General features: G+C 64.5%; 15 protein-coding genes. 10 read left to right on the top strand and 5 right to left on the bottom strand.

Annotated features, from left to right (window positions below):
* The 7 genes from HZY77_RS10785 to HZY77_RS10755 all read left to right on the top strand — a co-directional run bounded on the left by HZY77_RS10785 (position 1) and on the right by HZY77_RS10755 (position 5,211).
* A complete protein-coding gene (locus HZY77_RS10785) occupies positions 1 to 228 on the top strand; it encodes a hypothetical protein (RefSeq protein WP_296635012.1) in 228 nt (75 codons plus the stop codon).
* A 45-nt stretch (positions 229 to 273) separates the two neighbouring features.
* The gene (locus HZY77_RS10780) at positions 274 to 720 is read left to right on the top strand and encodes a hypothetical protein (protein ID WP_296814543.1); all 447 of its coding nucleotides are present in this window, start codon (positions 274 to 276) and stop codon (positions 718 to 720) included.
* A gap of 69 nt (positions 721 to 789) precedes the next feature.
* Positions 790 to 1,527: a hypothetical protein gene (locus HZY77_RS10775; RefSeq protein WP_296814540.1), complete on the top strand. Its 738-nt coding sequence runs from the start codon at positions 790 to 792 to the stop codon at positions 1,525 to 1,527.
* Positions 1,528 to 1,537: 10 nt separating this feature from the next.
* The gene (locus tag HZY77_RS10770; RefSeq protein ID WP_296820892.1) at positions 1,538 to 2,950 is read left to right on the top strand and encodes a TolC family protein; all 1,413 of its coding nucleotides are present in this window, start codon (positions 1,538 to 1,540) and stop codon (positions 2,948 to 2,950) included.
* An 11-nt stretch (positions 2,951 to 2,961) separates the two neighbouring features.
* On the top strand, positions 2,962 to 4,338 hold the full coding sequence (locus HZY77_RS10765; protein WP_296814537.1) for a copper oxidase: 1,377 nt from the start codon (positions 2,962 to 2,964) through the stop codon (positions 4,336 to 4,338).
* 35 nt (positions 4,339 to 4,373) lie between these two features.
* Complete coding sequence (locus HZY77_RS10760) at positions 4,374 to 4,685, top strand: copper-binding protein (protein WP_296814533.1); 312 nt, start codon at positions 4,374 to 4,376, stop codon at positions 4,683 to 4,685.
* Positions 4,686 to 4,839: 154 nt separating this feature from the next.
* The gene (locus HZY77_RS10755) at positions 4,840 to 5,211 is read left to right on the top strand and encodes a hypothetical protein (protein WP_296814530.1); all 372 of its coding nucleotides are present in this window, start codon (positions 4,840 to 4,842) and stop codon (positions 5,209 to 5,211) included.
* Between the two features lie 17 nt (positions 5,212 to 5,228).
* On the opposite strand, the gene HZY77_RS10750 is transcribed toward HZY77_RS10755, so the two are convergent.
* From HZY77_RS10750 to HZY77_RS10730, 5 genes are read right to left on the bottom strand one after another with little or no spacing between them, the layout of a single operon-like run.
* A complete protein-coding gene (locus tag HZY77_RS10750) occupies positions 5,229 to 6,599 on the bottom strand; it encodes an ATP-binding protein (RefSeq protein ID WP_296814527.1) in 1,371 nt (456 codons plus the stop codon).
* Positions 6,596 to 7,267: a response regulator gene (locus tag HZY77_RS10745; RefSeq protein ID WP_296814525.1), complete on the bottom strand. Its 672-nt coding sequence runs from the start codon at positions 7,265 to 7,267 to the stop codon at positions 6,596 to 6,598. The genes HZY77_RS10750 and HZY77_RS10745 overlap by 4 nt, the downstream gene beginning before the upstream one ends.
* Before the next feature lie 20 nt (positions 7,268 to 7,287).
* Positions 7,288 to 7,818 (bottom strand): diheme cytochrome c, encoded by a 531-nt coding sequence (locus HZY77_RS10740; protein ID WP_296814523.1) that lies wholly within the window; start codon positions 7,816 to 7,818, stop codon positions 7,288 to 7,290.
* A gap of 10 nt (positions 7,819 to 7,828) precedes the next feature.
* On the bottom strand, positions 7,829 to 8,239 hold the full coding sequence (locus HZY77_RS10735; RefSeq protein WP_296814519.1) for a DUF1924 domain-containing protein: 411 nt from the start codon (positions 8,237 to 8,239) through the stop codon (positions 7,829 to 7,831).
* A complete protein-coding gene (locus HZY77_RS10730; RefSeq protein ID WP_296814516.1) occupies positions 8,232 to 8,855 on the bottom strand; it encodes a cytochrome b/b6 domain-containing protein in 624 nt (207 codons plus the stop codon). The genes HZY77_RS10735 and HZY77_RS10730 overlap by 8 nt, the downstream gene beginning before the upstream one ends.
* 225 nt (positions 8,856 to 9,080) lie before the next feature.
* Here HZY77_RS10730 and HZY77_RS10725 point away from each other — a divergent pair, with 225 nt between their 5' ends.
* From HZY77_RS10725 to HZY77_RS10715, 3 genes are all read left to right on the top strand, one after another.
* Positions 9,081 to 10,415, top strand: coding sequence for a ferric reductase-like transmembrane domain-containing protein (locus HZY77_RS10725; RefSeq protein WP_296814513.1), 1,335 nt, complete (start codon positions 9,081 to 9,083; stop codon positions 10,413 to 10,415).
* A 191-nt stretch (positions 10,416 to 10,606) separates the two neighbouring features.
* Positions 10,607 to 10,969: a hypothetical protein gene (locus tag HZY77_RS10720; RefSeq protein WP_296814511.1), complete on the top strand. Its 363-nt coding sequence runs from the start codon at positions 10,607 to 10,609 to the stop codon at positions 10,967 to 10,969.
* A gap of 62 nt (positions 10,970 to 11,031) precedes the next feature.
* Complete coding sequence (locus tag HZY77_RS10715; RefSeq protein ID WP_296814508.1) at positions 11,032 to 12,105, top strand: efflux RND transporter periplasmic adaptor subunit; 1,074 nt, start codon at positions 11,032 to 11,034, stop codon at positions 12,103 to 12,105.
* The last annotated feature ends 2 nt before the right edge of the window (positions 12,106 to 12,107 follow it).

The raw sequence follows: 12,107 nt of genomic DNA, 5'->3' as shown, positions 1-12,107 counted from the left end.
ATGCCTTACTATGTTTTCCGTCTGGGAATGTTCAAAGTACTGGAAAAGCAGGGCGAATGGGCGAGCTTCAAGGAAGCCAAGGCCCACACCAACGAACTGCGCAAGACGCTCGATCCCAAGACCGGCGACAAGTACAAGATGATCTTCGCCGAGAACGAGATTGCCGCCCAGGAAACGCTGACGGCGGAGCGTGAACTGGATCAGCGCTTGTCGGGCGACGACTGGTAAAGTTGTTCACGCACTGCGCGTCCTGATCACTCTGATTAAGCAGTCATGGCTGAATACAACGAAGACGCTTATCGACTGGCTAGAAAAGCCTACATCGAATACAGCTGCCCATTCGAACGGGCCCTGTTGTCGCGCTGCGTGAGCTGCGACCGCTCGCGCAAGCTGAGTCTTGCCGAGCGTGAGGCGATCGCCTGCAGCGATCCCGTGGTACGCGAGCATTGCCTGGCGTTTTACCAGGACCTGCACGAGAACGCGCAATTCGCGCTCCGGATCAACCCTGATGCGCCCTGGCCGTTTGGCAAGGAGATCCGCGCCCAATGCGGCGGCGTGCGCGGGCTGTCGGCTGCCCTGGATGGCCCGACCGACGAGGCGACCGACATTGCCGCCAGCGTGCTGCAGGGGCGAGCACGTTTCGGCGACATTGCCGATNTTCCCTATTCCGAGATCATGCGTGCCGTGGTGCACTACGAGCCGCGCAAGCGTCGCCCATGAGCGGAGCGGGAACCCGGCTCGCCGCGCCCGGTCACTTGTCAGCTTTCGCTTTTTGATTACACTTTCCGCGTGCGCGCCCGACTCCGTCGATTTCTGCTGATGCTGTTGCTGCTGACCCTGCCGGTGCAGGCGTTTGCCTATTCCGCCATGCGGGTCTGCATCCTGTCGGACCAGGCTGCGATGGAACAGATGGCGGCAATGCCCGATGACGCCATGGCCGTGGCAGACTGTCACGCGCCCGACCAGCCACATCATCCGTCTGACCAGCACGAATGCAAGTTCTGCGCTGCCTGCGCGCTGGCCACGGCCCTGCCGATCGGGTTCGCCGATGGCGTCCCGGTCGTCCCGATCGCGCACCGCTATGCTCCACAGCCGGCTGCATCGTTCAGCGGCTTCATTCCCGACAGTCCCGACCGTCCCCCGAACCGCCCTCGCCTGAATCCCGCGCACGAGCGCGGTTCCGTTTGCGCGCGGCGATCCTGCCGCGAAATTGCGAGGACGATCATGTTGAAACTTTATTTACGCCATGCGGCGCCGTGGGCGCGCGCATCTTTCCTGGGCCTGACGGCGGCTTCTGCGTGGCTGGTAGCGTTGCCTGCCGCACAGGCAGCCGAAGTGCCGCCTTCTCCGCCAGCTGTATCCAATCCTTTCGCGCACTATCGGGCCTGGCGCGAGGACGCATTGCAGGACTGGCGCCAGGCCAACGACCGGGTGGGTGAAATCGGCGGCTGGCGTACCTACCTGCGCGAGTCGCAGCAAACCGGCGAGGCCCCGGATCAGACCGGGCAGGCACATCATGCGCACTGAGTGGAAGGCCATGCATCCGACTTTTCCTGCGCCGCGTACGCTGACCCTCGCCGTGTTGTCTGCCATCCTGCTGGGCGGCTGCGCGAGCTTTTCCACCGACGGCGGCTTCGAAACGGTCCGGTCCGCCACCCAGTCGCGCATCCAGAAGGATGTCGTCTGGTCACGCGATGAAGCCAGCCGTACACAGATCCAGGCGCGCATCGATGCGCTGCTGGCGCAACCGCTCTCCGCAGATGACGCGGTGCAGATTGCGCTGCTCAACAATCCCGGCCTGCAGGCGGCCTTCAACACGCTCGGCATCGCCGAGGCCGACTGGGTCGCGGCGCAGCGCCTGCCGAACCCGGGCGTTTCCATCGGCCGTCTCACGCGGGGTAGCGAAGTGGAATGGGAACGCAGCCTGCATCTCAACCTGATGCGGCTGCTGACCATGCCGATGCGCATCGACATCGAGCAGCGGCTGTTCGAGCAAACCCGGCGCGAACTGATTCTGAACGTACTGCGGCTGGCGGCGGACACCCGCAAGGCCTGGGTCGTCGCGGTGGCGGCGAAGCAATCCGCGCATTACCAGCAGCAGACGATGGATGCTGCCGAGGCCGGCGCGGAACTGGCGCGCCGCATGGCGCAGGTCGGCAACTGGAGCAAGCTGAAACAGGCACGTGAGCAGTCGTTCTATGCGGACGCCGCACTGGCGGTGGCGCGTGCCGAACAGACGAAGCTGCAGGCGCGCGAGCGCTTGATCCGGCTGCTGGGCCTGCCCCATGGCGATGCGATGCAATTGCCCGAACGTTTGCCGGATCTGCCTGCAACCCTGCCCGCGCTGCCGGAAGTCGAACAGCAGGCCATGGATTCGCGCCTGGATCTGCAGGCCGCCCGGCTGCAAACCGAGGCGCTGGCCAGGAACCTGGGACTCACACGCCGCACGCGCTTCGTCAACGTGCTGGAGCTGGGCGCCATCAGCAACAGTTCGAACGAAGTGCCATTGCAGCGTGGCTACGAAATCAGCTTCGAACTGCCGCTGTTCGACTGGGGGCAGGCCCGGGTGGTGCAGGCCGAATCACGCTACCGCCAGGCACTCGAGCGCGCACGCGAGATCGCGGTCAACGCGCGTTCCGAGGTGCGCGAGGCCTATGCCATGCAGCAGAGCCAGTACGCCGTCGCCCGCCACCTGCGCGACGAGGTGGTGCCACTGAAGCAGCGCATCTTCGAGGAAAACCAGTATCGCTACAACGGCATGCTGATCGGCGTGTTCGAGCTGCTGGCCGACGCGCGTTCGCAGATCGCGTCGGTCAACGCCGCCATCGAGGCGCAGCGCGATTTCTGGCTCGCCGACGCCGACATGCGGATGGTACTGGCCGGCACGCCGGGCAAAACCCCGGTCACCTCTCTCCCGTCCGCGTCTGCCGATGCGGCGGGCGGACACTGAAAGGATTTTCCATGACCTCAAGACGTGATTTCTTCAAACTCGGCAGCGCAGCCGCCGTCGCCACGGTGAGTCCGGCTGCCCTGGCGGCGCTCCCTGAAATTGTCAGCATGGACAGGCCCGATACCCAGCCGCCGCTGATTCCATCCAGCGGCCGTCCCTACAATCCGGTGGTGACGCTGAACGGCTGGACGCTGCCGTGGCGCATGAAGGACGGGGTGAAGGAATTCCATCTCGTCGCCGAGCCGGTGGTACGCGAAATCGCCCCCGGCATGAAGGCGCACTTGTGGGGCTACAACGGCCAGAGCCCTGGGCCCACTATCGAAGTAGTGGAAGGCGACCGGGTGCGGCTCTATGTCACCAATCGTTTGCCCGAACACACGACCATCCACTGGCACGGCCAGCGCCTGCCCAACGGCATGGATGGCGTCGGCGGATTGACCCAGCCGCATATCAAGCCGGGCAAAACTTTCGTCTACGAATTTGTCGCGCGTCGCCCCGGCACCTTCATGTACCACCCGCATGCCGACGAGATGACGCAGATGGCGATGGGCATGATGGGTTTCTGGGTGACACACCCGAAGGGCAGGCATCCGGCGATCGAGCCGGTCGACCGCGATTTTTGCTTCCTCATCAACGCCTACGACATCGATCCCGGCAGCGCCACGCCCTCGGTCAACACCATGCTCGATTTCAACCTGTGGACCTGGAACAGCCGCGCCTTTCCCGGCATCGACAGCCTCAACGTGCGGCTGGACGACCGTGTGCGCATCCGCATGGGCAACCTCACCATGACCAACCACCCGATGCACCTGCACGGCGTGGAATTCGAGGTGACCGGCACCGACGGCGGCCCGGTGCCGAAGTCCGCGCGCTGGCCGGAGGTGACCACCGACATCGCGGTCGGCCAGATGCGCCAGATCGAGTTCGTCGCCGACGAAGAAGGCGACTGGGCGTTCCACTGCCACAAGAGCCATCACACCATGAATGCGATGGGCCATGCGGTGCCGACGATGATCGGCGTTGACTACAGTGGCCTGGCGGGCAAGATCAGCAAGCTCATTCCCGACTACATGGCGATGGGTGAGCGCGGCATGGCCGACATGGCTGAAATGGAGATGCCGCTGCCCGACAACACCTTGCCGATGATGACTGGCAAGGGACCATTCGGTCCGGTCGAGATGGGCGGCATGTTCAGCGTGATGAAGGTGCGGCGCGGGCAGAAGCGCGGCGATTATTCCGACCCCGGCTGGTACAAGCAGCCGCCCGGCACGCAGGCACGCGAGCTTGCCGGCGCGATGGCCGAGCCGATGCGCGCGCCATCCACTGCCTCGCCCCAGGGTACCCCGGGCGATGTCGAGGTAACCGTACGCAAACCCGTCGGCCACTGAATGCCGTTTTTATATTGTTACGTAGGAGCTGAAAAATGAAGACATGGATTCCCTTGCTGGCCGCACTGGCGATCGCCGCACCGCTGCATGCCGAACCTGTGGCCGCGCCGGTTGCCCAGGCCAATGTGATGACCGATGGTGTCGTGCGCCGGGTGGATGTAGCCAACGGTAAGCTCACCCTGCGGCACGGGCCGATCGTCAACCTCGACATGCCCGCCATGACCATGGTGTTCCGGNTGCAGCCGCTGGAACTGATGAAGGGACTCAAAGTGGGCGACGCGGTGAAATTTCATGCCGAGAGCATCGACGACACCCTGACCGTCACCGCGATCCAGCCTGCGCAATAACGGACAAGGCATGGACCCGGCGAATCGCCGGATCCATCCAGGCACGAAGTGTCCCGCATTAGGACAAGTGGGTCTTTTGTACTAGATTGAAAGTGGACGATGCCGAGCACGTGCAACATCGAGTACAGGGACATTTTTAGCGAAGGAGACAGAGATGAAACGCATAACACGCCTATCCATAGCCACCCTTGCCCTTTCCTTGGGGATGGTGGGTGTCATGCCGGTGTATGCCGCCGATCAGGCGCGCGATCAGGATCGTACCCAGGTGCGTGATCAAGATCGCATTTACGGGTCCGAACTGATGACGCGGCAGGAACGGGCCGAATACCGCAATCGTATGCGCACGCTGAAAACCCAGCAGGAGCGCGAAGCCTTCCGCCTGGAACATCACAAGCAGATGCAGGAGCGTGCCCAGGCCCAGGGCAAGACCCTGCCCGACATGCCGCCTGCCGGCATGGGGCCCGGCTCGGGGATGGGGCCGGGTATGGGACCAGGCTCCGGCATGGGACCGGGGTCCCGCCGCTAGCGGGTTGCACCGTGCGGTTAGGTGGGAGCGGCGGCTGCGCTGAAGCGTGGTGTGGCTGCGAATCCGTGGCCGCCATCCGCGCGCGGCAATCCGTCCCCCAGTTCAAGCTGGGCGTGTGAGAGCGCCGCAATGCGCGCGACGATGGAAAGGCCAAGGCCGCATCCTTCGGTCTCGACCTCGCCGCGCACGAAGCGGGCGCTGAGTTGAGACCGCAACGCGGGGGCGACGCCCGGACCATCGTCGGCAACGGTGATCGCACAGCCCGTTTCGCGATGCGCGATGCGCACGTCGATCCGCGCACCTTCTCCCGCATAGTGCACGGCATTGTCGAGCAGGTTGCGGACCGCGACCTGGAGCCACGCCGACGTGATGGCGATACGGCATCCCGCTGCCGCATCGACCGTCAGGGTTTGTCCTTGGCGTTGCGCGTGCGGCAAAAGCTCTTCGCACACTGCGGCGACGATGTCTGCGGGATCCAGCGGTGCGGGCGGATTGCCCTGCGTAGCTGGATCGACGCGCGCCAGCGTCAGCAATTGCTCGACCAGGTGCGTCATCCGGTCCACGCCGGCGATCACCTGTGCCAGCGCATGCTGCTGGCTGTCTGCCGTTTGCGCGCGCAGCGCGACCTGCGTCTGCACTTTCAAGGCCGCCAGCGGCGTGCGCAATTCATGCGCGGCATCCGCGGTGAAGCGGCGCTCGTTTTCGAAGGCTTCGTTGACGCGCCGGATCAGCGCATTGAGCGCGGTACGCAGCGGCGCAATTTCCTCGGGCAGGGCGGGCGATTCGTCGAGTGGCGTCAGGGCCTGCGCATCAAGCGCGCCGACCTGGTGCGCCACCGTATCCACCGGTCGCAAGTTGCGGCCGATACCCCACCAGACCGCCAGCGCCATCAGCGGCAGCGCCAGCGCGGCGGGAATCAGCAGCGACAGGCCAATCTCGCGCGCCAGGCCTTCGCGTGCCGCATGGGCCTGGCCGACGACGACCCGATATTTCGCGTCGGGATCCTGTACCGCATAGAACCGCCAGCGTGCGCCCTCGTACTGGCGTTCGCTGAATCCCGGTCCGATCCCGGATTCAAATCCGGCGTGGCCCATGGACGTGGCCAGACGCAGCATCCGTCCGTCATCGTCGTGCCACACCTCGAATGCGATGGGCACCGGATTGTGGTGGCTGTGATCCTGGAGTTCCTTCGCAAAATGCTCGACTTCGCCGGCCGCCACGATCGCCAGCAAGGTGTCGGCGACTTGCGTCAGCTGGCCGTCGAGCAATTCGTCCGCTTCATGGTGCGCGCGCTGATACACCACCAGCGCAGATAGCAGCCAGATCGCCGCCACCGATCCGGTCAGCAACCACACCAGCCGCCGGCGCAGGGAATACGGCCGGCTCATGACGCGGGAGCGCCCGTCGACACCATGTAGCCGACGCCGCGCACCGTGCGGATCAGGTCGTTGCCGAGCTTCTTCCGCAAATGGTGGATGTGGACCTCGAGCGCGTTGCTGTCGACGGCGTCGTTCCAGGTGTAGAGCTGCTCTTCCAGCGTGCGCCGCGTCAGCACCCGGTCGGTGTTTTCCAGCAGCAGGTGCAACAGATCGAATTCACGCGGGGTCAGTTCGACAACCTGGCCGGCGCGCGTCACGCTGCGCGCCGCCGGGTTGAGTTCGATCTCGCCGACGGCGAGCACAGGCTCCGGGCGGCCATGGGCGCGCCGCACCAGTGCGCGCAGGCGGGCGGTGATCTCGTCGAGATCGAACGGCTTCAGCACATAGTCGTCGGCGCCAAGATCGAGTCCGCGTACCTTGTCCTCCAGCTGGTCGCGCGCGGTCAGGATCAGCACCGGCGTGGCGTCATGGCGGCCGCGCAGCCATTGCAGCACCGACAGACCGTCGCGTTTCGGCAGCCCCAGGTCGAGCACCACGGCCGCAAACGATTCGGTGGACAGAGCCATTACCGCCGCCTCGCCATCGCGCAGCCAGTCAACGGCATAGCCCGCCTGGGTCAGTCCCGCCTGCAGGCCGTCGCCCAGGAGGCGGTCATCTTCCACCAACAATATGCGCATCGTTCCGGTTCATCCTTGGGTCATTGTTTCGGAATCCTGACCGTGTCCTCGTCGAACACGCCCTGTTCCGCCTGGCGGTGGCAGGCAGCACAATTGGCGGCGGAGCCGATCGATTTGCGCGACCACACCGACTTCGACACCTCATCGTGCTTGCGCACGAACCAGCGGGTTTCGGTGATGCGGGGCGGCGCCTGGTTGGCCCCCATGCTTTGCATCACCCGACTGCCCATCCGGCTGGTGCCGCTGTCGGCGGCGTTGGCCTCCAGGAATCGCAGGATATCAGCCTGGGTTGCCGGATCAAGGCTGGCGTTTTCTCCGAAGTGCTGATCGAGTCCGCCCATCAGACGGCGCCACGATGTCTTCGGCAGGAAAGCCGGCGAATAGGCGATATGGCAACTTGCGCATTCCTGTTGCCAGGCCTTGTTGGTCGTCCGCGGCAGGACATTGCCGCCGCCATCGCCGTGCGCATCGCCGGATGGCAGCGAAAACGCCAACAGGCTGAACACGCCGACCGCCGTGACGACTCCGATTCCGCGCAATAGATAGTTCATGGTGTGCTCATTATCGGGCCAGGCTCAGCCAGGCGATGAAATCGCCTTTTTCCTGCGCGCTGCATTCGCGTTGCAGAACGTCCTGGCAGTTGCGCCGGAACCATTTCTCGACCTTGGCGGCATCGGTGAAGCGCTGCGGATTGGCCACCGGCGCCAGCGGCTCGATGCGCTTGCCGACGCGGCTGCGTCCGGCCTGGGCGGGGTTGGCGGTATGGCAACCGGCGCAGCTCACGGCCTGGCCATCGCGGCCCGGGTGCTCAGTGCGATACAAGGCAGCACCGCGCGAGGCGGACAGGCCGGACACTGGCACGCCCGCCTGCTGCGCATACTGCGCCATCAGGCTGGCAGGGCTGTCGGCCGCCGCCACGGCGGAGGCCATGCCGAGTACCGCCAGGCCACCGTAGAGAAGGTGCTTAATCATGCTGCACCTCGTTTCCCGCGCCGAGGTATTGCTTGCCGGTCACCATGCTTTGCGCCACCCGTTCGCCGCGCCATTGGTGAAACACCAGCGCAGCCAGATGCAGGCCGATGAAGCCGAGCATCAGGCCGAATCCGAATTCGTGCGGTTCGCCCAGCACATCCTCCAGCCACGCCACATTGCCCAGCCAGCCGGCGAGCGGGCCCGTCTGGAACTCGCTGGCGGCCAGCCCCAGTCCGGTGACGACCATCAGCGCCATTACGCCATAGGCAAACAGATAGCCCAGGCTAGCGATCGGATCGTGCCCGGCGCGGTGGGTCTTGGGCAGGCGCAAATTCCTGATGCTGTCCTTCCACACGGCGGGATGCCACAGGTCGCGCCAGCGCGCGCTGGCCGGGCCAGCCAGACTCCACAGCAGGCGTGTCAGCAGGCCTGCCGTCAGGGTGTAGCCGATGAGAATGTGCAGATTCCAGAGCGTCTTTTCATATGGCCCGTGTTCGAACCAGTCGGCCATCTGGCTGGTGGCGATGAGCGATACGATGGACAGCGCAATGACCCAGTGCAGCAGGCGCAACAGGGGNTCGAACACGCGGTGCGGATGGGTGGCGGCATGTGACATGGCAATCTCCTCAGAGGGGAATGCAGCAGACTGTATGCGCGTCAGCTTAGGGACACCTTAAGAGAAACATTTATTCGGCAATCCGGGCCGCCGCATGGGTTCACTTTCTCCAAACACGCGCACAAAGGCTATTCTGACGGTGGGTCGAAAAATACATGCATGTCCACATGCGTGCTTCGAGTCATTGCACGGAGCCATTGGCAATCAACCGGATCGGGTTTGGGCATGAAGAACATCAAGCTGNGGTTTTGGCTGCTGCTACTCGTGCTGACGGCGCTGTGGCTGCTGGCCGACACGTGGGTACCCGACCCATTCACCTATTTCTCGCTTCGCACCGTGCTGATGCAATACACCGGCGTCATCGGCATAGGGGTCATGAGCGTCGCCATGCTGCTGGCCACGCGGCCGACATGGCTGGAACCTCCGCTGGGTGGGCTCGACAAGATGTATCGCCTGCATAAATGGCTGGGGATCACCGGGCTGGTGTTTTCCTGCATTCACTGGTGGTGGGCGCAGGGAACCAAGTGGATGGTGGGCTGGGGGTGGCTGAGCAGGCCTGCGCGCAAGTCGGCTGCCGGTCCGATGCTGGGGCCGGCCGAGAGCTGGCTGCGCAGCCAGCGCGGGCTGGCTGAATCGCTGGGCGAGTGGGCGTTTTATGCCACGGTGGTGCTGATCGTCCTGGCGCTGGTCAGGCGCTTTCCTNACCACCTGTTCACCAAGACGCATAAATGGCTGGCGGTGGTGTATCTGATACTGGTTTATCACTCCATCGTGCTGCTCAAGTTTGCCTACTGGTCGCAGCCAGTCGGGTGGGTCATGGCCCTGTCGATGCTGGGCGGCACCGTGGCGGCGCTGCTCGTCCTGTTGCGCCGTGTCGGCGCCAGCCGCAGAGTGCAGGGCACGATCGAATCGCTCATCTATTATCCGGAATTGCGCGTACTCGAAACGGCCATTCGCCTGGAAAGCGGCTGGCCGGGCCACAATGCCGGACAGTTTGCCTTTGTCACGTCCAGAAAAAGCGAAGGCGCCCATCCGTATACGATTGCATCGGCCTGGGATGCCGATGACCGCCGCATCGTCTTCATTACCAAGGCGCTTGGCGACCATACCAGCAAGCTGCACGATTGCTTGAAGGTCGGGGCGCCCGTCACGGTGGAAGGACCTTATGGCTGCTTCGATTTCCGCGACGGGCGCTCGCGCCAGATCTGGATTGGCGCCGGCATCGGCATCACCCCCTTCATCGCCCGCATGAAGCAGCTGGCACGCACGCCCGGCGAACAGGAGATCGACCTGTTCCATCCGACGGCGGATTTCGAACAGGCCGCCATCGACAAGCTCACGGCCGATGCCCAGGCAGCCCGTGTACGCCTGCATGTGCTGGTCAGCGGGAAAGATGGACGGCTTGATGCCGACCGCATTCGCGCAGCCGTGCCGCAATGGCAGTCGGCGAGCATCTGGTTCTGCGGTCCGCCAGGATTTGGCCAGACCATACGGAACGATTTCGTCTCCCATGGCCTGGCGCCGGATGATTTTCACCAGGAAATATTTCAGATGCGCTGAAAGCGGTCGTCCGAAATGGGACGACCGCCCTGCCGGGCGCGACGGACAGCCACTTAAGGCGGTCTTAAGAATTCACCGGCAGGATGCGCCTCGAGCCTGGTGGAGGTATCAGTGCCGACGCCCATCCTATAACTTAACTTTTGCGACGCATTCCACTTCGACCCGTGCCGAACCGATTTCTCCGCCTGTTGATGCTCTGGTTGGTCATTGCCTTGCAGGCGATGACGCCGTTCGTCCATGCCCATGCGGGATCGACACAAGCGAGCCATGCAAGTGGGCTGTATGGGCATGCGGGCACAGCCGGCGACGTGGCCTGGCACCTGGCTGAAAACAGGGAGCAAGGTGCGGAGATCGAAGTGGCGCAGGGCATGCCATCGTTGCGGCAGGCCGTGCTGTTTGCGGCGGATGCCGATGCGTCCTATCCCGTACCGGCGCTTCTGCCGTCGGTGGCGACAGCCGTCAGACTGAGCCCTGCCTGGCTGGGTGTCATCCCGTTGCAGGCCAACTTTCCCGATCACACCCTGCCGCACGCGCTGGCGCCGCCGCGCTGCTGATCGTTCCACTCGGCGCACCTGCCTGTGTGCCGGCCCGAATTTCTTGCTCATGGAGATCAAGCATGATCGCTGGTTATGTTTCTACTCGTATTCTCGTATTGGCGCTGCTCGGCGCCGCCCCGGCTTTCGCCGCCGACGTCCTGCCCTTGTCCGCAGCGCAGAAGAAGAATCTTGGCATCGTCACCGTCGTTGCGACCACGCAGGACACCAGTCCCGCGCTTGCCTATACGGCGCGGGTGACCCTGCCGCCTGCCAGCGTGCGCGTGGCCGCGGCGGCCGGCGCCGGGCTGGTCACCCAGCTGCATGTACAGGCGGGCGACACGGTCAAGCGCGGCGCCCCGCTCGTCACCCTGTCGATGACCGGCCTGGCCGAAGCGCAGAATGCCCTGACGCAGGCCCGGCTAAGATCGCAGCTGGCGGCCAGCAATGCCGCGCGCGACGAAAAACTGTTCAGCGAGGGTTTGATCGCGGAGTCGCGCCTGCGCGCCACCCGCTCCGAAGCCCAGTCTGCTCACGCCAGTCTGGTTGCGGCACAGACCGCATTGTCCATGATGGGTGCAGGCAAGGTGACGGGCAGTTCGATCACGTTGACCGCGCCGATCGCCGGCGTGGTAACGGAGAGTGTCGCCGAACCGGGCCAGCGCGTGGATGCCGGCATGGCGCTGGTGAAAGTGGCGGATCTGTCGAATCTGACCCTGGAGATTCCGTTGTCGACGATCCAGGCGCGCCAGGTGGCGATCGGGCAATCCGTGACGGTGGCGGACAGCAAGGCCAGCGGGCGCGTCACTGCGTTGCTGCCGCAACTCAATGCGTCGCAAAGCGTGCTGGCACGTGCCAGTCTCGTCGATCCCGACAAGCTACTGCGTCCCGGCCAGTCGGTTCAGGTTGCCCTGGCCGGGACGTCGGCTTCGCAGGGTACGCAGCCGGCCCAGACCTTGATTGTGCCGGCCGCGGCGCTGGTGTGGCAGGCCAGCCGGCCCTACGTGTTTGTCGAAACCGCGCAGGGTTTCGTGCCGACGCCGGTGCAGCTGATTCGCCAGAATGCCAGTCAGGCCGAAGTGACCGGCCTGGCTGGCGGCAGCCGCGTCGCCGCCAAGGGTGTGGCGGCGCTCAAGGCGCAGTGGCTGGGAGAGTAATC

Source organism: Thiobacillus sp. (assembly GCF_013693775.1).
Taxonomy (GTDB): Bacteria; Pseudomonadota; Gammaproteobacteria; order Burkholderiales; family Thiobacillaceae; genus Thiobacillus.
This window is presented reverse-complemented; position numbering and strand designations above follow the sequence as displayed.